A 20248-nucleotide genomic window follows, 5' to 3' on the forward strand; every position below is an offset into this window, starting at 1 on the left:
TAATTAGACTGATTTCCAAGCTGGTGAGGTTTGTACACCAAGCCCAAACCCAACAACTCGGAGAACGGTTATGAACAAGCAAATGATCAACAAGGTTTTGAACTCTAACGCCGGACTGGGCGCCCTCGCCCTGCGGGTACCGGTGGGCATCATCCTCGCCGCCCACGGCGCACAGAAGCTGTTTGGCTGGTTTGGCGGCTACGGCCTGGAAGGCACCGGCCAGTGGATGGCAAGTATTGGCCTGGAGCCGGGATACTTGATGGCCATGCTGGCGGGCAGCGCGGAGTTCTTTGGCGGGCTGGCATTGGTGCTCGGCCTGCTGACCCGCCCGGCCGCTGCCGTGAGTGCGGTCACCATGCTGGTAGCCATCTTCAGTGCCCATATCAGCAACGGCTTCTTCCTGACCAACAACGGCTACGAATACGCGCTCGCGCTGTTCGGGGCGACTTTGGCGCTGGCTATTCAGGGTGGCGGCACCCTGGCGGTGGATAACGGCCTGAGCCAGGTTCTGGCAGACGACCGCGATAACGAACTGGCACAAGCCACAGGGCGCACCGCCTGATCGTAGCGATATGCGACTTCTCTTTTTCCCTTTTCCTTTTCATTTTCCATTCGCCCCCCTTGTCGGGGGCGAATTCCGTTAACACAGTGGTGAAAGCATGTTGGTGAATGGTGTCTGGCAGGAAAATTGGCAACCGGTGCAACAGGAAGACGAGGACGGCCGTTTTATCCGGCAGACCTCGTCCTTCCGCAACTGGGTAACGGAAGACGGATCGGCCGGTGTGACGGGACGCGGAGGCTTCAAGGCAGAGGCCGGCCGCTACCACTTGTACGTGGCCTATATCTGCCCCTGGGCGAGCCGCGCCCTGATGGCGCGCCAATTGAAGGGGCTTGCAGATGTGATCAGCGTGTCGGTGGCCAACCCGGTGCTCACCGATCAGGGCTGGGCGTTTGGCGGCTTTACCGGCAGCGACGAAGATTCATTGAATGGCGCTCGCTATATGCACGAGCTGTACACCCGCGCCGACCCGAACTTTACCGGGCGCGCCACGGTGCCGGTGCTGTGGGACAAACACACCGGGACCATCGTCAACAACGAGTCCGCGGATATTGTGCGTATGCTCAATAGCGCTTTCTCCCATCTCGGCCGCGGTGAGTCCAACAAAGCGCTCGACCTGTACCCCAGAGCGCTGCAGGCGGACATCGATGCGTTGAACAGCTACCTCTACGACAACCTGAACAACGGCGTCTATCAGGCCGGCTTTGCCACCACGCAATTCGCCTACAAAGAGGCGTATAACCGAGTGTTTGCCGCGCTGGATGAAATGGAGTCCCGACTTGCCGATGGCCGGGCCTTCCTGTTCGGGGATCGGCTCACCGAATCGGACATCCGCCTGTTCGTCACCCTGGTGCGGTTTGATGCAGCCTATTACGGCCTGTTCAAATGCAATCGCAATGCGCTCAGGGAAATGCCGAACCTGCACCGCTATATGCGGCGGATTCTCAAAATGGAGGGCGTTGAGGAAACCGTAAACCTTCAGCATATCAAGGCGGGTTACTACTCCATCAAAGCCCTCAACCCCACCGGAATTGTGCCCGAGGGGCCAGAAAATATTTAAACTGCAGTTCGCCTGGTAGTTCAGTGTTTTTTCGAGTGAAACGCCAACGCTCGGATATTTCATGGCTCACTATTTAGCCGCCAACAGCGCGGGCAGCAGACCGAGCGCTCGCTCGCGTGCGGTATCCCAAGGGTGCGCAAAACTGATGCGCAAACAATTCCGGAATTGTCCCGATGCCGAAAACAGCGGGCCGGGGGTGATCATTACCTGCTGCTGTAACGCTTTGCCATAGAGCGCGAGCGTGTCTTCTCCATCGGGCAGTTCCACCCAAACCGCCAGGCCACCTTCCGGTTTACTTACCCGGATATTTCCCGGCCACTCGTTCAGCAGCTGCAGCAGGCGATCGCGCCGAGTGCGCAGCTCTGTCCGCAGCCGACGCAAGTGTCCGGTGAAGCTGCCATCGGCCATGAACTCCGCCAGGCCGCGCTGCACAAACTGACTGCTGGATAACTGCGTTACCAGTTTCAGGTGCAGGATACGCCCGTGCCAGCGCGCGCCGGAAATCCATCCAAGCCGCAGATCCCGGGAGAGGCATTTCGAAAAGGAACTGCAGAGGATCACCCGCTGATCAGTATCCAGCGCTTTCAGCGGATCGGGGACGGCCCCCAATGCGGTATCCGCATAGATATCGTCCTCGATAACGGCCAGGTCATAGGTCTCCGCCAGTCCCAGCAGCCGACGCTTGGACGATTCCGGCATCAATGCGCCACCGGGGGTGGCGAAGGCGGGAGACACGATGCACGCCCGCACTTCCCAGCGCTGCAATACATCTTCCAACGCATCGATATCCATCCCGGTTTCCAGCGAGGTCGGTACTTCGACCAGTTGCAACCCCAGCTGCTCAATGATCTGCATCACGCCGTAAAACCCCGGCGACTCTACCGCGACGACATCGCCGCGATTGCAACAGGCCATCAGAGCGAGGAACAGCGCATGCTGACAGCCCGAGGTAATACACAGCGCATCCGCCTCGCACCGCCATCCCCGCCGCGCCATGTGAAGCGCGAGTTGCTCACGCAGCGCGAAGTTGCCGGCAGGTTCGTCGTAGTACTGAAAATCCTGGGCGCTTTGCCGCCGTAGCGAGCGCCCGATAGCGCGGTTGAGGGCGACGATGGCGGGGGGCAGTTCACCGGGGGATTCTTGTGGCAGCAAGTCGAAAGCCGCACTGCGGCGCATGATGTCCTGTAGCAGTTCACTGACCGTTACCGGCCGCGGCGCCTCGATGCGGGCGCGGCCGACGGGCCGGTTTACCGCAGGCGATTGCAGGGAGACGAAATAGCCCGCCTTGGGCCGCGCCTCGACCAGGCCCTGCGCCTCCAGCCGCTGCAGCGCGTGCTGTACGGTGGCCTTGGACAAAGTGAGTTCCCGACACAGGGTCCGAATTGAAGGCAGCCGCTCTCCCGGCCGCCAGCGCTGCTCCTCGATACCCTGTAACAACCACGCTTCCAACTGCTGGTAGCGAAACTCTTGCGTCACTGACCCGACTCCAGACTCTCAATCTGTACCCATTGTATTTAATTTTTTTAGGCCTGCACCTATCAGGTGGGTCCACGTAGTCTGCCGCCGTCTATATCTGCGCGGATGAGTTGCCATGGAAAAAATTCCCGTTGTTCAGGAACCGGTTGCCCAGGATCTTGCCCCACCACACTTACCACCACACACCCTACCACACTCGCCAACATCAGGCCGCGATGGCAAATTCCATGTGCGGCTGACGGAAGGCCGCTTCCAGAATCTGCGGCGCCTGGTCAGCTGGCCGCTGCTCGCACTCTACTTCGGACTGGTTTGGGTGCAGTTCGACGGCCAGCCCTGGTTTCTGTTTTCGTTTGAGCAGCACAAAATCATTCTCTTCGGCCAGGCGCTGTCATGGCGCGACCTGTCGCTGCTGGCGGGGCTGCTGATCGCCAGCGCCGCCCTGCTGTTTTTTCTCGCTGTTGCCTGGGGCCGTATCTGGTGTGGCTTCGCGTGTCCGCAGAGTATCTGGACCTGGCTGTTCATTCGTATTGAAGATTTCACCGAGGGCCGGGCAGACAAACGGACCCGGCAGGCCGCTGCGCCGCTGACATTCCATACCCTGATCCGTCGCCTCATCAAACACCTGCTGTGGATACTGCTCGCACTCGCGACCGCAATTACCTTCACCGGCTATTTCGTGCCGGTGCGCGAGATTCTATCTGCCGCCATACAGCTTGAGTTATCGGCAACGGTTTCCGGCTGGATCCTGATCATGGCCGGCATCACCTACCTGAACGCCGGGCTGGTGCGCGAGCAAATCTGCCTGCACGCCTGCCCTTATTCCCGCTTCCAGGGCGTGATGTTCGACGACCATACGCGGACGGTCAGTTACGATGCGCGCCGCGGCGAACCCCGCGCTAACCGGCGCAAGGGGAGTGGCAACAGTGGTGATTGCGTCGATTGCGGACTCTGTGTGCAGGTGTGCCCTGCGGGAATCGATATTCGCGATGGCCTGCAAGCCGCGTGTATTGACTGCGCTGCGTGCATCGATGCCTGCGACCGGGTGATGTCGAAACTCGAGCGCCCCGCCGGGCTCATCCGCTTCACCTCAGAAGCACAGTTGCAAGGCGAAAAAACGCATTTCTTTCGCCCCCGGCTGGCCGGGTACGCCGCGGTAATGCTCGTCGCTTTTTCCGCGGTACTTTACGGTTTCACCCAAACTACCCAGTTACTGGTGGAAATCAGGCGCGACCGCGGCGCAATGTTCCGGCAGGTGAATGCGCAGACGGTGTGTAACGTGTATCAGATCAAAGTGGAGGGATATAGCGAGACCCAACGCTTTGTCGATGTATCCATTACCGGGGAAGGCGAATTCAGCCTGTTTGGCCAACGAACAATCGACCTGTCGGAAGAGAACGCCTACTGGCTGCCCTACCGCGTCTGCGCACGCGACCTGGCATTGTCGAAGGCAGAATTGATTTTCCACTTCAAAGGAGAGGCGCTGTCCGCTTCCAGGCAAACAACATTTTTAACCAGAGTATTTTGATCCGGTGCATGTCGCGGTGAATACGTAACGCAAAAAAAACGCAGCCCGAAAGCTGCGTTTTTTTCTTAGTCATCCAGATAAGACTCGAGCGGCGGACAGGAGCATATTAAGTTCTTGTCTCCGTAGACATTATCCACACGTCCCACCGGCGGCCAGTATTTTGCCTGGCGCAGGGACTGCAGCGGGAATACCGCTTCGGCGCGACTGTAGGCATGTTCCCAGCGTTCTACCGCCAGCACATCGGCGGTATGCGGGGCATTGACCAGCGGGTTGCTGTCCAACGGCCAGTCACCGCGCTCCACTTTCGCAATCTCTTCACGGATCTGGATCATCGCATCGCAGAAGCGATCCAGCTCTGCCAGGGATTCACTTTCCGTGGGCTCGATCATCAGCGTACCGGCTACCGGAAAGGACATGGTCGGCGCGTGGAAACCGTAGTCGATCAGGCGCTTGGCCACGTCGTCGACGGAAATTCCGCTGCTCTCCTTGATCGGCCGCAGGTCGACGATGCACTCGTGCGCCACCCGTCCATTGGCACCGCGATACAGGATCGGATAGTGCGCTTGAAGACGCGCGGCAATGTAGTTGGCATTGACGATGGCCAGCTCGGTCGCCTTGCGCAGTCCGTCGCGGCCCATCATGCGGATATACATCCAGGTAATCGGCAGAATACTCGCGCTGCCCGCGGTTGCCGCGGATACCGGCGCACCGCTGCGATTGCCCGGCGCCATACCCTGGCTGCCGGCAGACACCGCCCCGGGCAGAAACTCTGCCAGATGCGCACCCACGGCCACGGGACCAACGCCAGGACCACCACCCCCATGGGGAATACAGAAGGTTTTGTGCAGGTTCAGGTGCGACACGTCGCCGCCAAATTTGCCCGGCTGGCACAGGCCCACCATGGCATTGAGGTTGGCACCGTCGATGTATACCTGGCCACCATGGCGGTGCACGATATCGGCGATCTCGCGGATACCTTCCTCGAACACGCCGTGGGTGGAGGGATAGGTCACCATAATGGCGGCCAGTCGCTCGGCGTGCTCACTGGCTTTCGCGCGCAGGTCTTCCAGGCTGACATTGCCGTTATCGTCGCACTTCACGACGACCACGCGCATACCACACATCTGTGCCGACGCGGGGTTGGTGCCGTGAGCGGAGCTCGGAATCAGGCAGATATCGCGTCCCGCTTCACCGCGGCTGGCGTGATAGGCGCGAATGGCCAGCAGGCCCGCGTACTCGCCCTGGGAGCCGGCATTGGGCTGCAGGGAAACCGCATCGTAACCGGTGATCTCGCACAGCATGGATTCCAGGCCTTCGATCAAGGCACTGTAACCAGCTACCTGCTCGGCCGGTGCCAGCGGATGCACATTGGCAAATTCCGGCCAGGTCACCGGCAGCATTTCCGCGGTCGCGTTCAGCTTCATGGTGCAGGAACCCAGCGGGATCATCGAGCGATCGAGGGCAATGTCCCGGTCTGCCAGCGCGCGCAGGTAGCGCAGTATTTCGGTCTCGGAGTGGTAGCGGTTGAACACCTCATGGCTGAGCAGCGCACCGGTGCGCAGCAGGTTGCCGGGGAGAACCGGTGCCTCGCGGGATTCGATGTCCTCAAAACTCAACAAATTGTCAGCACTACTATCAGCACTAATAAAGAGCGACCAGAGCGCTTCAACATCTGCGCGCGTGGCGGTTTCGTCCAGGGAAATCCCTACACGCTCGCCGTCGATCATTCGCAGGTTCAAACCCTTGGCATTCGCGGCCCGGTGCAGTTCTGCGGCATCACCATTGGCACGCACGGTGATGGTGTCAAACCAGCAGTCGTTTTCAATCCCGGCACCCAGTTCCTGCAGACCGAGCGCGAGGACGCTGGTCAGGTGATGTACCCGGTTGGCGATAGTGCGCAATCCCTGTGGGCCGTGATACACCGCGTACATGGAAGCCATCACCGCCAGCAGAACCTGTGCAGTACAGATGTTGGACGTGGCCTTTTCCCGGCGGATATGTTGCTCGCGGGTTTGCAACGCGAGACGGTAGGCGGGCTTGCCGTTGCTGTCGACAGACTGGCCGACGAGGCGCCCCGGCAATGAGCGTTTGTAGGATTCACGGGTTGCCATATAAGCGGCGTGTGGTCCGCCAAAACCCATGGGCACACCAAAACGCTGGGTGGAACCTACGGCTACATCCGCGCCCAGCTCGCCCGGCGAGGTCAGCATCACCAGACTGAGAATATCCGCCGCCATCACCACCAGACCGCGTTGCCCATGCACATCCTCGATCACCTGGCGGTAATCGCGCACCGCACCGCTGGCACCGGGGTATTGCAGCAGCACGCCAAATACCTTGCTCGCGTCCAGCTCCGCCAGCGGATCACCAATGATTACTTCGATACCCAGCGGCTCCGCGCGGGTTTGCAACACCTCGATGGTTTGCGGCAGGCAGTCGCGATCCACAAAAAATGCCTGCGCTTTGGACTTGGCCATACGCTGGCACAGGGTCATGGCCTCGGCCGCTGCGGTGGCCTCGTCCAGCATGGACGCATTGGCCAGGTCCAACCCGGTGAGGTCACTGACCATGGTCTGGAAGTTGAACAACGCTTCCAGGCGGCCCTGGGAAATTTCCGGCTGGTAGGGGGTATAGGCGGTGTACCAGGCGGGGTTTTCGAGAATATTGCGCAGCACCACATTGGGTGTGCGGGTGCCGTAGTAGCCCTGGCCGATAAAAGTGCGGAACGTTTTGTTCTGATTCGCCAGCGTACGCAGCTCCGCGAGGGCCTCGTGCTCGGGCATACTCTCCGGCAGTGCCAGCGGTGCCGGCATGCGGATTCCCCCCGGCACCACTTCACCGATGAAGTCGTCGATACTGGAGTGCCCCAGGGTCTCCAGCATACGCGCCAGGTCTTCGCTCGACGGGCCGATATGACGCCGGGTAAATTCGTCGCGCCCTTCGAGGTCGCGCAGGGTTTGCTTGGCTTGCAGCATGAACATTCTCCTTCGCGGTTACGTGTTACTCGCCATCAATCAGCGCCGCATAGGCATCGGCGCTCAGCAGGTTTTCCAGATCCGCAGCATTTTCCGGGCGCACGCGCATGAACCAGCCATCGCCCATCGGGTCGCTGTTTACCAGTTCCGGTTCATCCGGCAGTGCGCCGTTGACCGCGACCACAGTGGCAGCGAACGGCAGCGAAATATCGCCAGCCGCTTTTACGGATTCGATCACCGCGACCTCATCCCCGGCCGCCAGCTCGGCGCCCTCTTCCGGCAGTTCGACAAATACCACGTCTCCCAGCTGGGATTGGGCAAATTCGGTAATACCCACGATGACCTCGTCACCCTCGACGGCAAACCACTCGTGGCTCTCGCTGTATTTCACGTTGCTCATGTGTTTTTCCCTGAATTTAAATGTGTGATTCTGGTGTGACTCGAATGTGAGTCAGGCACGGCTCAACCGCGGTAGTAGCGCTGGGGTACAAACGGGGTTTTGGCGACGACGATCGGTATCGCCTTACCGCGCACCAGGGCCTGCAGGCCGGTGCCGGTTTGTTCATAGCCGCGATCTACATAGCCCATAGCGATGGCGGCACCGAGGGTGGGACCGTAACCGCCACTGGTGACCTTGCCGACCACATTGCCGGCTTCATCGATAATGTCGGCACCCGCGCGCACCGGGATCTTGCCCTGTACGGAGAAACCGACGCGCTTGCGGGAGACGCCTTCTGCGATTTGCCCCAGTACGATATCGGCACCGAGGAAGCCACCGGCCTTGGCGCCGTCTGCGCGGCGCGGTTTGGCGATGCTCCACAGCAGACTCGCTTCCACCGGGGTGGTGTTGCTGTCCATGTCATTGCCATACAGGCAGAGTCCCGCTTCTAGGCGCAGGGTGTCGCGGGCACCGAGCCCAATCATCTGTACACGGCCGTCGTCCAGCAGCTTGCGCGCAAACGACTCCACTGCGCTGGCGGCGATGGAAATTTCAAATCCGTCTTCACCGGTATAACCGGAGCGCGTTACATAACAGTCCTCGCCGAAAATCTCGGTGCGGGTGCCATGCATAAAGGTCAGCGCACGCGTCGCCGGTGCCAGTTCGCCGATCAATTCGCCGGCCATGGGGCCCTGAACCGCCAGCAGCGCCTGCTGGCCGAGAACCCGGATATCACAACCGCGCAGGTGCTGTTGCAGGTGCGCAATATCGGCCGCCGCAGTGGCCGCATTCACCACCAGGAAAAATTCGTCTTCGGCCCAGCGGGTGATGATCAGGTCATCGAGAATACCGCCCGCTTCCGAGGTCATGACCGCATAGCACTGCTGATGGATTTGCAGCGCCTGTACATCGATCGGCAGCAGCTTTTCCAGCGCAGATGCCGCGTTATCACCGCGCACCACCAGTTGCCCCATATGGGAAACGTCGAATACACCCACCGCTTCGCGGGTGTGCAGGTGCTCCTGCACGATACCGGCGCGGTACTGCACCGGCATGGCGTAGCCGGCAAATGGCACCATCTTGCCCCCGAGTTCTACATGCAGGTCGTACAGCGGTGTTTTTTGGGATTCGTTTTTCATGGCCTGTTCTTCTTTATTAGCTTGTTCTTCTTGGTTGGCTTGTACTTAGCATTCAACAACGCTGACCGGCAGATCGATCGCGTTTACCGCCAGTCCGCCGCGGGCGGTTTCTTTGTATTTGTCCTGCATGTCGCGACCGGTATCGCGCATGGTGCGGATGACTTTGTCGAGGGAGATAAAGTGCTCACCATCGCCGCGCAACGCCATGCGTGCGGCACTGATCGCTTTTACCGAGGCCATGGCATTGCGTTCGATACAGGGCACCTGCACCAGGCCACCCACCGGATCGCAGGTGAGCCCGAGGTTGTGTTCCATGGCAATTTCCGCGGCGTTTTCCACCTGCTGCGGCGTGCCATCGAGTACTTCCGCGAGGCCCGCAGCAGCCATGGAGCAGGCAGAACCAACTTCACCCTGACACCCGACTTCAGCACCGCTGATGGAGGCATTTTTCTTGAACAGGATGCCCACCGCGGCCGCGGTAAGCAGGAAACGGATAACGTCTTCTTCCGTGGGGTTTCTGGAGAAGCGCATAAAGTAGTGCAGCACTGCCGGGATAATGCCCGCGGCGCCGTTGGTGGGCGCGGTAACAATGCGACCGCCGGCCGCGTTTTCTTCATTCACGGCCAGCGCATACAGGGTCACCCAGTCCAGTGCCGACAGCGGGTCGGACAGGCAGGCTTCGGGGCGGCTGCGCAGTTGCTGGTAGAGGTTGGACGCGCGGCGCTTCACCTTGAGGCCGCCGGGCAGAATGCCTTCGTTGTGCATGCCATTGGTCACACAGTCCTGCATGACCTGCCAGATTTTCATCAGGCCAGCGCGGGTTTCCGCTTCGCTGCGCCAGGACGCTTCGTTGGCTAGCATCACATCGCTGATCTTGAGCTTTTCACGGGTGCAGATTGCCAACAGCTCTTCTGCCGTGTTGAATTCGTAGCGCACCGCACGCGCCTGCTCCAGGGCGTTGTCCGACTCGGCCTCGGCCTCTGTCACCACAAAGCCGCCACCGATGGAGTAGTACACCTCTTCCGCCATTACCCGTCCGCGGTCATCGAGGGCAGTAAAGCGCATGCCGTTGGCGTGCAGCGGCAATTCCTCTTCACCGATCAACAGCAGGTCCTGCTCCGGGTCAAAGGCAATCATCCGCTCGCCATCGAGGTTCAGGCTGCGGCATTGTTCGACGGCGGCCACACGCTCGTCGACGGTATCGGTATCCACCAGCTCCGGCTGCTCACCTTCGAGCCCCAGCATCACCGCCTTGGTGGTGCCGTGGCCGACACCAGTGGCACCGAGGGAACCGAACATATGTGCAGATACCCTGACCACTTGGTTAAAGCAGCCGTTGTCGCGCATCAATTGCAGAAACAGGCCGGCGGCCTTCATCGGTCCAACGGTATGGGAGCTGGAAGGACCAATACCGATCTTGAACAGATCAAAAACACTCAGTGACATCTTCAGCCCGCTCCGTGCGCCCGGTATACCGGGAAGCGCGCACACAGTGCTGCCACTTCACTGCGCACCCGCTGCTGCGTGTCTGCCAGAGCCTCTGGCTGCTCAAGCTGTTCCAGGATGTCACACATCCAGCTCGCCAGTTGCTCCGCCTCAGCGGTACCCATACCGCGGGTAGTGATCGCGGGCGTACCGATACGCACACCGCTGGTAACGAACGGCGACTGTGGATCATTGGGTACCGTGTTTTTGTTGACGGTGATATGTGCCCTGCCCAGTGCGGCATCAGCCGCCTTGCCGGTCACACCGCGCTTGCTGAGATCGATCAGCAACAGGTGGTTCTCGGTACCGCCGGAAACGATATCGAATCCACGGCCCATAAATACCGCGGCCATCGCTTTGGCATTGTCGATCACCCGCTGCTGGTAAGTGACAAACTCTGGAGCCAGCGCTTCCTTGAACGCCACCGCCTTGGCGGCAATCACATGCATCAACGGGCCGCCCTGGATACCGGGAAAGATCAGCGAATTGAATTTCTTGCCGAGACCCTCGGCATCGCGCGACAGAATCAAACCACCACGTGGGCCACGCAGGGTCTTGTGGGTGGTAGTAGTCACCACATCGGCGACCGGCACCGGGTTGGGATACAGCCCCGCGGCGACCAAACCCGCCACATGCGCCATATCCACAAACAGGTAGGCACCAACCTTGTCGGCAATCGCGCGGAAGCGGGTCCAGTCCATCACCTGGGAATAGGCGGAGAAACCGGCCACGATCATTTTCGGCTTGTGCTCCAGCGCCAGCCGCTCGACCTCATCGTAGTCCACCTCGCCGGCTTCCGGGTTAAGTCCGTACTGGATCGCGTTGTACAGGCGGCCGGAGAAGTTCGGTTTGGCACCGTGGGTCAGGTGACCACCGTGATCCAGGGAAAGTCCGAGGAAAGTGTCACCTGGCTGCAACAACGCCATGTAAACGGCCGCATTGGCCTGGGAACCGGAGTGCGGCTGCACATTGGCGTATTCGGCACCGAACAGTTTCCGGGCGCGGTCAATCGCCAACTGCTCCACCACGTCCACATGCTCACAGCCACCGTAATAGCGCTTGGCCGGATAGCCCTCGGCGTATTTATTGGTGAGTACCGAGCCCTGTGCCGCAATCACCGCCTGACTGGTGTAGTTCTCGGAAGCAATCAGCTCGATATGCGCCTCCTGACGTTCGGCTTCGGCCTGGATGGCCGCAAATATTTCGCCATCGGCGACCTGCAGGTGGGTATCTGGGTGGGCATCTGGGTGGACCATATCTCGCTCCTGATTCCTTGTTCGGATTCTTATGTATTGAGCGATGCTAGCCCCGCCGATAGAATCTGTTAAATTTATACTTCTTATTCTTCTATAAGATTTTCTTATGCGACTTACCCACAAGAATCTTCCCACCGAGTGGCTACGGACGCTGGTTACTGTGGTCGACAACGGTGGATTCAGCCAGGCCGGTGAGCTGCTGGCGCGCACGCAGCCGGCGATCAGTCGACAGATAAAGGAGCTGGAAGAGCGGCTAGGAAGGCAATTGCTATTGCGGTCGGGGCGCACCCTGAACCTGACTGAGAGTGGCCTGCGGGTCTACGACCAGGCCAAGAGAATCCTCGCCCTCAACGACGAGCTGGTATTCGAATTCAGTGGCGCATCGGTAACCGGGAAACTGCACCTGGGGATTCCCAGCGAATTCGCCTCGGTATTGCTACCGCGGATTATCGGGCAATTCTCGCAGAGCTACCCCGAGGTCTCGCTGCAGGTCACCAGCGACCTCAGCCGAAACCTGCTGGCAAAAGGCAACAGGGACAGGTTTGATCTGATTCTGGCGCTGCAGGAGAAACCGGATACCGCCGAAGGACAGCTGGTCATTCGCGATGATTTAGTGTGGGTCGCCAGCCACAAGCATTCCGCACACCTGTTGAAGCCACTACCCCTGGTACTGGCACCGGATGGCTGCATCTATCGCAAGCGCGCCGAATCCGTATTGCAGTCCGCGGGCATCGCCTCGCGCAACGTCTTCACCATCCCCGACCTCAATGGCATCCAGTCCGCACTGGAAGCGGGCCTTGGCATTACCGCCCTCTGCCGCAGTACCGTCCCGGAGTCCCTACGGGTACTCAGACCCTCCCGCAGCCTGCCGAAACTTGGGGAGATTTCCATCGGATTGCACTTCAAAAACCGCCGGCCGACGGAAGCGGCGATGCGTTTGGCGGAGCATTTGCAGAGTGGATTGAATGCGCAGTGACCGCCCGCGCCGCCGTTACACGACAAACGAAAGAAACATCAAAAGTACAGCGCCTCTTCCTCTTCGTCCTCCAGGGTTTCGAGTGATAATGAAAAGCCTCCAGTAGCACCGGTGTTTTCGCTTTTCTCCTCTCCTTCCTCGGGCACGACTTTAGGTTTTTTCCCCTCTTCATACATTTTGATACGCAAACGCAGGTTATTGGCAGAGTCCGCGTTCTTGATCGCCTCCTCGTGGCTGATCCGCCCTTCCACGTAGAGTTTGAACAGCGCGCCGTCAAACGTCTGCATACCAAGGTTTTCCGACTTCTCCATCATTTCCTTGATGTTGTGGAATTCACCTTTGAGAATCAGTTCGTTAATCGTCTGGGTGCCCAGCAGGATTTCCACCGCGGCACAGCGCTTGCCATCGACCGTTGGTACCAGACGCTGGGAAACAAAAGCGCGGATATTCTGCGACAGGGACATCAGCAGCTGTGGGCGGCGCTCTTCCGGGAAGAAGTTAACAATACGATCGAGGGCCTGGTTGGCGTTGTTGGCGTGCAGCGTGGAGATCGCCAGGTGTCCGGTCTCGGCAAAGGCGATGGCGTGCTCCATGGTTTCGCGATCGCGGATCTCGCCAATCAGAATGACATCCGGCGCCTGGCGCAGGGTATTTTTCAGGGCGGCGTGGAAGCTGCGGGTATCGACACCGACTTCCCGCTGGTTGATCACACTCTTCTTGTGTCGGTGCACATACTCTACCGGATCCTCAATGGTGATGATGTGTCCACCACTGTTGGTGTTGCGATGGTCGATCAGCGCTGCCAGAGAGGTGGATTTTCCGGAACCGGTACCACCGACAAACAGCACCAGGCCACGCTTGGCCATCACCACATCCTTGAGGATAGGCGGTAACTTCAGATCATCAAATTTCGGAATTTCGGTGACGATATTTCGCGCAACAATGGAAACCTGGTTGCGCTGCCAGAAGATATTGATCCGGAAACGCCCCACATGGGGGATGGTCATCGCCAGGTTCATTTCCAGCTCGCGCTTGAACTCCTCGCGCTGCTCCTCGTCCATGATCTCTGTGGCGATCTTCTCGATCTCCCCGGGTGCAAGTGGCTCCTTGCCCAGAGGCTTCAGCACGCCCTGGAACTTGGCACAGGGCGGTGCTCCGGTACTGAGGTAAAGGTCAGAGCCATCGTTTTTGGCAAGTACACGGAGATAACCGGTGAAATCCATTGATTCAGTTCCTGCTGGCGCGAAAATCGTCGAGCGCAGAGACTACCAAAACCGTGATGCATCGCAAATAAAAAACGAGACAAGAGTCTCGTTTTTGCGGTTCAATAATTGAACACCAACTATCGAAAGCTGACAGGACTATGCGCGCAGCCGATAAAAACCATCGATAAACATTTTCCCTTTTTCGGGGGGCAGAGCCGCTACTCTTTTTCTACCAATTTCTCGCCGCCTTCCTCTGGCGCGATCAGACTGACAATCTGCCAGTCCGGCTTTAGCTCAAACTCGTGGGAAATCGTATTGATATGGATTTTCCCCTGTGGGTCTACCGCATACAGCTGCGTGGCGCGGTTGCCATAGGTTTCCCGGTAATCCTCAATGGTAAAGGCTTCCGTGAGGCGGGTGGTTTTGATCGTTGCCCCTTTTGCCACCAGGCTGGCAAGACGGCTGTAGCTTGCACTGTCAGAGAAGAGCTCCAGCTTTTTCGCGTACTCCTCCGACACCTTGTGGCTGGCCCTCCCTTCCTGGGCACCGTTACTTAATCCCAGTACCGAGCCATCACCGAGTATGTGCTCGAAGTGGTAAGTCACCAAGGGATTGAGCTGTTTGTAGGCCGACAATACCAGCACCTTGCCCACTGTGGATAAGTCCATAGTCAGGCTTGCGTGCTCGGAGATTGGGTTACCGTAATAGGTGGGGATATTTTCCATGCGCGCTTCGCGGATTGCGTCCCAGTTGGTATCCGCAATCCGCACCGGAACACCCTTCTCCATCAGGTCTTTCGCCAGCAAGCGCGCAAACTTGCCACCGCCAAACAACAGGTACCCATTGGGATAGGGCGCGCGCACGCCCAGCAGCTTGGCAACCGTTTTGGATGTGAGGCTCTGCAGCACAACGGTGGCGATAATCACCAGAAACACCATCGGCACCAGCAATTCGGACTTGGGCAGCCCAATACTATCCAGCTTCAGGGCAAAGAGTGCGGAGACTGCCGCAGCCACAATCCCCCGTGGCGCTATCCAACTGAGCAGCGCCAGCTCACGCCAGCTCAAACCGGAACCGGGAGAGGACAGAAATACCGAAAGCGGGCGGGCAACAAACATGATCGCCACCAGTACCAGCAGCGCGCCCCAACCCAGCTGTGTCAGCGTGAAAAATTCCAGGCGCGCGGCAAGCAGGATGAACAGTGCCGAAATCAGCAGTACGCTGAGGGTTTCCTTGAACTCCAGAATGTCATCGACATCCAGGTTTTTCATATTCGCCATCCAGATGCCCATCACCGTCACCGTCAGGAGGCCGGATTCATGGGTCATCAGGTTGGAGGCAGCATAGGCGCCGAGCATCAGTGTCAGTACCGCCGTATTGCGCAGATAGTGTGGTACCCAGTTATTTCGCAGCAGAGAACCCACGAAATACCCCATCAAGGAACCAACGCCAAAACCGATGACCACGACTTTGAGGAAGGTGATCAGGGTATGTTCCAGCGCACCGTGCAACGCAACGATGTACTCGTAGACCAACACCGCAAGCAGTGCGCCGATGGGATCAATAACAATCCCCTCCCAGCGCAAAATATTTGAAATGCGGGTATTCGGACGCACCGTGCGTAACATGGGCACAATCACCGTGGGCCCGGTAACCGTGACAATGGCGCCGAACAAGGCGGCCATTTGCATCGGCATGCCGAGAAAATAGTGCGCAGCAGGCGTCGCAACCAGAAAGGTCACAAGGGCACCCAGAGTACACAAATTGCGCACCATGGTGCCATGCCCGGCGAGGTCAGAAAACTTAAGGGTAAGCGCCCCCTCGAACAGGATGATGGCAACCGCCAGCGATACGATCGGGAAAAGCAGGTCACCAAACAGAGCGTCCGGATCGAGAATGCCCGTCACCGGCCCCAGCACTAACCCTGCAAGCAGCAGTGGCAAAATCGCCGGCAACTTGAGCATATAGGCAAGGTACTGACAGGCAATCGAGACAATCCCCACCATCACCAACAGCGCCATGGGGTTTGCGAGGATATCTTCCATAATATTTGCCTGCCGAATTCAGGGAATGTTTGAGAGCGAGAGTATCATTGTGCACGTAATCGCGGAAAATCCATCGGTGTCGACGGCATTGGCATCGACGGTTCGTACCAAAGCCACACTATAACTGCACGGCTCCTCGACAATCCGGCTTCACCCGTCGATCAATCCCCTGTAGGCTCCCCCCAAATCCAATTGAAAACACAGGTCCCAAAATGAGTAACAATGACCTCCAAGCCGTTCTCGACCTCAGTTGTGAAGAACGCTACGAGTACTTTCTGGATCTGGTCGGTGAAGAGCGGGAAGTGTGGATATTGATCAATAGCGACGAGCACTTCCTGAAGCTGCACTCGGACGAAGATGGCGGCTTTGACTATTTGCCAGTATGGCCCAGCATCGAGTTTGCCGAGGCGCATGCCGGTAGCGACGCGGACCTGAGCCCCAGAAGTATTCCCCTGCCCCAGTTCCTCAACCGCTGGCTGCCGGGCCTGAAAAAGGACGGAATCGAAGTGGGTGTTTTTCCGGGATCGGATGAAAGTGTCTGGATTACCGAGCCTAAGGATCTCGAACAGGACCTGCGTGACGAACTAGCCCGCTTCTGAGCGACCGCCCCGGTCCACAGGGAACGAGGCGGCGAGCCCAAAACCCAATCTTAGTGCTGGTGGTTCTTAGTGCTGGTGGTTTTTGGCCTGTCGATACAACTGATCCTTGAGGTGGGCCCGCTGGATCTTCAGCTCATTGAAGTGGCTATCATCCGTGGCCACACCACGCTCTTCCAGACCGCGGATGGCCTTATCCAGCTTGTGGTAATTGTCTCTGTCGGTCTTGAACTGAATACTGTCTTGAATCAGGTGGCGGATACTGTCGGCGAGATCGGGAAATTCGGTTTCCAGGGTGCGCATGGCCATCGACTGGGACTCCTCGTCAGCGTTGGTTAACACCTCAAGTCTAGTCTCGATTGGCGCGAAATGAATTCTCGGTAGACAAGGCCAAGCTGTCCAGTCGGTCACGGAACCCCTAGGTTAGCGCTATCGGTAGGCCATATAGCGCCGACAAAGTGCCACCCTCACAAGTACAGTGAGGGTAAGCAACGAAAAAAGTTGGAAATTTAACCGGCTGACACTAGCGAACGGTCGCAGGCATACCATCGGCGATCTGATAAACCTTGCCAGTCTTGGTCACCCCGGCGACGGAATACACTTGGTAGTAAAACGCCCAAGTACCATTCGTCCGGACCCCCACCAAAGACGCCGCCTCGCCAACATCATTTTTGTAGTCCGTCTTTTTCAGGGACTTCAGCACGCCGCCCGGGAACTGGCCGGAAATATCCCCATCGATCGCATTCTGGTCGATCATGTCGTTCGGCCCGGATACGCGATTAAAGTGCCCAATCTTTGGCGGATTACCCGCACCGCAGGCAAAAGAGCAGCCGTTCATCGTATCGGTAAAAAAGAAGTCCGCTGCATTGCCGAGATTCATTACCCGGAAATCGTTGTTCATAAACGGCAGGTAGTAAGCAGAGAACTGGTGGGAATACTTAGAAGGAGCCCCACTGGCCTCGGACACTTTATAAGCAACCGCAGCGGAACCAGTGCTCTTCAGCCCCTTATTAACAGGGTCTTTGGCGATATTGACGGTAACCAGCCCACCCTGATTGTGCTTCGCGGAGTAGTTGGCCAAACCTCCATTTTGCGAGGGGGTGGTCACCATTGACTGCACGTCGATGGTCAGGACGTTATTTCTCAAAAAGCTGATAGGGTTGCTTAAAAATGATTTGTTGGCACCGCCGGACATAGCACAAATTCCTTTTATGTTAGAAATGCCGGGGATTATATGTGTACTTTGTGTGAAGACGGTGAGGATTCAGTTAAAAGGCGGGTATTTCATTTTCAATGGCGACAAAGGGAGGTTACCGTCATGTACGCGTCCCGGTAGCAGGCCTGTAGTGGTCAACTCTTTTGCCCCCCATCTTACGTTCAAAAGCGGCCCAGGCTACTGCTATATCCCAGACTGCCCCAAAATTCTAAGTTCTCGCTCACTCTAGAGGAGCACCATTCCCCCAAAACCTTGGCCCACGAAACCCAGTAATAGTACTTTGCTGCTGATAAAAATCCGCGACCACCCACGCGTAATAAACTAAGACAATCAAAAGGAAAAGGCCAACTAAGCCCTTAAAAAATAGCGCGAATTTTCCGTAATCCAGCTGTGATATCGGAGAAATCTTAGCCCACAACAAACCAAGGTATAAAAAAAACAGAGTTTGCGGGATTGGCATAACAAATATTCCGCTAAATAACGAATATATCGCCGAAGATAGTATAGTAATTAGAAGTGCTGCTTCATATTCGATATTTTGACCTCGAAGCTGAGAGCATTTTATGTACTTCACTCCTCTATAGAAAATAAACCAAAGCAAACCTATAAAAATCGCCGTTGCGAGCCCCCCCCACTCAAATAAAAACTGCAGCAAGCTATTGTGAGGGTGACCTTCGACTCGCGAAAATTCCGTAAATGCATACGCCCCAGTACCAGCACCTAACAGCGAATGCATAGGAGTTATGGCTGCGGTCAGCTCCAACCAAATCGCACTTCGGCCCGACGTGTGCATCCGAAAAGGAGATGTTTCGCCTGGATCATCCCCGACAACAATATTCCATGTCACAAGCTCATAACACAGAAAGGCAAAAACAAGAACTATGGCGGAGCGTGCCAACGTCTGGCGCATCGCTGGGAGTAATATAAAAGAAAGTAATCCGGCTGCAACTATAGAAACCAGCAGCCCCCGCGCCCCTCCAGATATAGCTAGAAACAGACTTACAAATAAAAGCCCTGCCGCACCCAATGAGAATCGCCGATGACAAAGAAAAGCAGCAAGTAAAGGAATAAAGAAAACCTGAATTTGATTAAAAAACCGTACGGAGGTCACTGTCGGATAAAAAACGCTTGGACGGATAACACCAGACTCAACAATCTCTAGGTACAAGTATATTAGCGCCCTCAGTATCAAACTGAGATAGCAAAACATGAAAAACAACAGCAACTTCTGAGATAGGTTTGCGCGAGATAGATACACCCCAGATAAAAAAACGGAAAACAAAAGGACAAAATGGCTGGCCTCCATCGCTGACTGGATGGGATGAGTAGAAAAAAAACTCCCAGCGAATAGAAGAAACACAAACGCTAAAAATAAGAGTGCGAGGGAATAGTAGTAAGCATCTACAGCGGGTGCAATTACAGGGGGTGCGACTACCATCAAACAGTATGCATAGACACATATCAAACAAACAAGCGCAACCTGAAGTAGGCGTTTAAAATTATAGAGGTCTCCAGTATTAGGAATATTTACAGGCACCACAGAGATAAAAAACCATATACACAAGAGAATCAGAAAAAACCAACCTGATAAGCTACCTTCACTTAGATATAACTTGAGATCGCCTGAGATAATTTTGCTCACCTGTACCCCTCCCCCAAACAACTAAACGCTCTCAAACCTATTAGATTCCCCTTACTAAACTTATTTCATTTCATCCAAATAAAAATCCCCGCGAATAAGCGGGGATTTTCAAACTAACAAGTCATGAAATTCTTACATGCTACGTTAGTATTAAAACCTTAGGTCCCACGACAGGAGCTAGGCAGAACGGAAAGATTGGTAACGTCAACGTTGGTGCACTTCCAGGCAATACCGTTAAGACCAGTTTTAGTACCAGTCAAACGAATAGATTTGCCCTGCAGGTCCTTGTGAACACCAGCGCTTGCGAATTTTGCAGTGATAGTACAATCAGGAGCAGTACCAGCAGTTGCTACAGACACAACATACTGTCCCTTGATGTTGGTGCTCACATCAATTTCACCTACTGCTGCAGCAGTGTTAGCCGGGCAAGCACCGGTAGCACCAAGAGCTTCGGTAACCGGAGTTTTCAGACCGCTGGCCAGAGTCATCGCTTCAGATGCCTGCGCACGTCCCTGATAGTCTTGATAAGCTGGCAACGCTACCGCAGCCAAAATACCGATGATCGCAACTACGATCATCAATTCAATAAGAGTAAAGCCCTGTTGCTTTTTCATTGTAACCGTCTCCATACAGACTGTTGTTTTTGGATGAATC

17 protein-coding genes are annotated in these 20248 nt (G+C 56.8%); 5 read left to right on the forward strand and 12 right to left on the reverse strand.

All coding sequences use genetic code 11. The annotated features are described in order from the left end of the window. Positions 1-70: 70 nt before the first annotated feature. Together M0G74_RS00930 and M0G74_RS00935 are read left to right on the forward strand one after the other, a co-directional pair. A complete protein-coding gene (locus M0G74_RS00930) occupies positions 71-562 on the forward strand; it encodes a DoxX family protein (protein ID WP_248213523.1) in 492 nt (163 codons plus the stop codon). A gap of 97 nt (positions 563-659) precedes the next feature. Further along, a complete protein-coding gene (locus tag M0G74_RS00935) occupies positions 660-1619 on the forward strand; it encodes a glutathione S-transferase family protein (RefSeq protein WP_248213524.1) in 960 nt (319 codons plus the stop codon). A 69-nt stretch (positions 1620-1688) separates the two neighbouring features. Here the strand turns inward: M0G74_RS00935 and M0G74_RS00940 are convergent, their stop codons facing one another. Next, positions 1689-3095 carry a PLP-dependent aminotransferase family protein gene (locus M0G74_RS00940; protein ID WP_248213525.1) on the reverse strand — a complete coding sequence of 469 codons (1407 nt, stop codon included), beginning with the start codon at positions 3093-3095 and terminating at the stop codon, positions 1689-1691. A 115-nt stretch (positions 3096-3210) separates the two neighbouring features. Between M0G74_RS00940 and ccoG the strand changes: the two genes are divergently transcribed. Then, positions 3211-4620, forward strand: coding sequence for a cytochrome c oxidase accessory protein CcoG (gene ccoG, locus M0G74_RS00945; RefSeq protein WP_248213526.1), 1410 nt, complete (start codon positions 3211-3213; stop codon positions 4618-4620). A gap of 65 nt (positions 4621-4685) precedes the next feature. Here ccoG and gcvP read toward each other — a convergent pair whose 3' ends face one another. The 5 genes from gcvP to glyA all read right to left on the reverse strand — a co-directional run bounded on the left by gcvP (position 4686) and on the right by glyA (position 11914). Further along, the gene (gene gcvP, locus M0G74_RS00950) at positions 4686-7595 is read right to left on the reverse strand and encodes an aminomethyl-transferring glycine dehydrogenase (RefSeq protein ID WP_248213527.1); all 2910 of its coding nucleotides are present in this window, start codon (positions 7593-7595) and stop codon (positions 4686-4688) included. Positions 7596-7620: 25 nt separating this feature from the next. After that, positions 7621-7995: a glycine cleavage system protein GcvH gene (gcvH, locus tag M0G74_RS00955; protein ID WP_160152903.1), complete on the reverse strand. Its 375-nt coding sequence runs from the start codon at positions 7993-7995 to the stop codon at positions 7621-7623. A gap of 62 nt (positions 7996-8057) precedes the next feature. Then, complete coding sequence (gcvT, locus tag M0G74_RS00960) at positions 8058-9173, reverse strand: glycine cleavage system aminomethyltransferase GcvT (protein ID WP_248213528.1); 1116 nt, start codon at positions 9171-9173, stop codon at positions 8058-8060. Between the two features lie 45 nt (positions 9174-9218). Beyond that, positions 9219-10619 (reverse strand): L-serine ammonia-lyase, encoded by a 1401-nt coding sequence (locus tag M0G74_RS00965; protein WP_248213530.1) that lies wholly within the window; start codon positions 10617-10619, stop codon positions 9219-9221. Between the two features lie 2 nt (positions 10620-10621). Then, positions 10622-11914, reverse strand: coding sequence for a serine hydroxymethyltransferase (glyA, locus tag M0G74_RS00970; protein ID WP_248213531.1), 1293 nt, complete (start codon positions 11912-11914; stop codon positions 10622-10624). Positions 11915-12020: 106 nt separating this feature from the next. Between glyA and M0G74_RS00975 the strand changes: the two genes are divergently transcribed. Continuing rightward, positions 12021-12890, forward strand: a complete 870-nt coding sequence (locus M0G74_RS00975) for a LysR family transcriptional regulator (protein WP_248213533.1) — start codon at positions 12021-12023, stop codon at positions 12888-12890. Positions 12891-12928: 38 nt separating this feature from the next. Here the strand turns inward: M0G74_RS00975 and M0G74_RS00980 are convergent, their stop codons facing one another. After that, on the reverse strand, positions 12929-14113 hold the full coding sequence (locus M0G74_RS00980) for a PilT/PilU family type 4a pilus ATPase (protein WP_248213535.1): 1185 nt from the start codon (positions 14111-14113) through the stop codon (positions 12929-12931). A 200-nt stretch (positions 14114-14313) separates the two neighbouring features. Next, positions 14314-16140, reverse strand: coding sequence for a sodium:proton antiporter (locus M0G74_RS00985; protein ID WP_248213537.1), 1827 nt, complete (start codon positions 16138-16140; stop codon positions 14314-14316). A gap of 212 nt (positions 16141-16352) precedes the next feature. Here M0G74_RS00985 and M0G74_RS00990 point away from each other — a divergent pair, with 212 nt between their 5' ends. Continuing rightward, the gene (locus M0G74_RS00990; protein ID WP_248213538.1) at positions 16353-16739 is read left to right on the forward strand and encodes a DUF2750 domain-containing protein; all 387 of its coding nucleotides are present in this window, start codon (positions 16353-16355) and stop codon (positions 16737-16739) included. Between the two features lie 66 nt (positions 16740-16805). On the opposite strand, the gene M0G74_RS00995 is transcribed toward M0G74_RS00990, so the two are convergent. From M0G74_RS00995 to M0G74_RS01010, 4 genes are all read right to left on the reverse strand, one after another. Next, complete coding sequence (locus M0G74_RS00995; RefSeq protein ID WP_248213540.1) at positions 16806-17078, reverse strand: YdcH family protein; 273 nt, start codon at positions 17076-17078, stop codon at positions 16806-16808. Positions 17079-17259: 181 nt separating this feature from the next. Beyond that, the gene (locus M0G74_RS01000) at positions 17260-17931 is read right to left on the reverse strand and encodes a hypothetical protein (protein WP_248213542.1); all 672 of its coding nucleotides are present in this window, start codon (positions 17929-17931) and stop codon (positions 17260-17262) included. A 241-nt stretch (positions 17932-18172) separates the two neighbouring features. Further along, positions 18173-19594, reverse strand: coding sequence for a hypothetical protein (locus M0G74_RS01005; protein ID WP_248213544.1), 1422 nt, complete (start codon positions 19592-19594; stop codon positions 18173-18175). Positions 19595-19752: 158 nt separating this feature from the next. Then, entirely contained in the window at positions 19753-20208 is a 456-nt protein-coding gene (locus M0G74_RS01010; protein ID WP_282449886.1) for a pilin, read from the reverse strand. Positions 20209-20248 lie beyond the last annotated feature (40 nt).

Source organism: Microbulbifer sp. CAU 1566, from assembly GCF_023156515.1.
Taxonomy (GTDB): Bacteria; Pseudomonadota; Gammaproteobacteria; order Pseudomonadales; family Cellvibrionaceae; genus Microbulbifer.

What these genes read in the sequence shown, in the direction of transcription:
- M0G74_RS00930 (WP_248213523.1), top strand. Translation starts at nt 71, where the DNA reads ATGAACAAGCAAATGATCAACAAGGTTTTGAACTCTAACGCCGGACTG.
- M0G74_RS00935 (WP_248213524.1), top strand. Translation starts at nt 660, where the DNA reads ATGTTGGTGAATGGTGTCTGGCAGGAAAATTGGCAACCGGTGCAACAG.
- ccoG (WP_248213526.1), top strand. Translation starts at nt 3,211, where the DNA reads ATGGAAAAAATTCCCGTTGTTCAGGAACCGGTTGCCCAGGATCTTGCC.
- gcvP (WP_248213527.1), bottom strand. Translation starts at nt 7,595, where the DNA reads ATGCTGCAAGCCAAGCAAACCCTGCGCGACCTCGAAGGGCGCGACGAA.
- gcvH (WP_160152903.1), bottom strand. Translation starts at nt 7,995, where the DNA reads ATGAGCAACGTGAAATACAGCGAGAGCCACGAGTGGTTTGCCGTCGAG.
- gcvT (WP_248213528.1), bottom strand. Translation starts at nt 9,173, where the DNA reads ATGAAAAACGAATCCCAAAAAACACCGCTGTACGACCTGCATGTAGAA.
- M0G74_RS00965 (WP_248213530.1), bottom strand. Translation starts at nt 10,619, where the DNA reads ATGTCACTGAGTGTTTTTGATCTGTTCAAGATCGGTATTGGTCCTTCC.
- glyA (WP_248213531.1), bottom strand. Translation starts at nt 11,914, where the DNA reads ATGGTCCACCCAGATGCCCACCCAGATACCCACCTGCAGGTCGCCGAT.
- M0G74_RS00975 (WP_248213533.1), top strand. Translation starts at nt 12,021, where the DNA reads ATGCGACTTACCCACAAGAATCTTCCCACCGAGTGGCTACGGACGCTG.
- M0G74_RS00980 (WP_248213535.1), bottom strand. Translation starts at nt 14,113, where the DNA reads ATGGATTTCACCGGTTATCTCCGTGTACTTGCCAAAAACGATGGCTCT.
- M0G74_RS00985 (WP_248213537.1), bottom strand. Translation starts at nt 16,140, where the DNA reads ATGGAAGATATCCTCGCAAACCCCATGGCGCTGTTGGTGATGGTGGGG.
- M0G74_RS00990 (WP_248213538.1), top strand. Translation starts at nt 16,353, where the DNA reads ATGAGTAACAATGACCTCCAAGCCGTTCTCGACCTCAGTTGTGAAGAA.
- M0G74_RS01000 (WP_248213542.1), bottom strand. Translation starts at nt 17,931, where the DNA reads ATGTCCGGCGGTGCCAACAAATCATTTTTAAGCAACCCTATCAGCTTT.
- M0G74_RS01010 (WP_282449886.1), bottom strand. Translation starts at nt 20,208, where the DNA reads ATGAAAAAGCAACAGGGCTTTACTCTTATTGAATTGATGATCGTAGTT.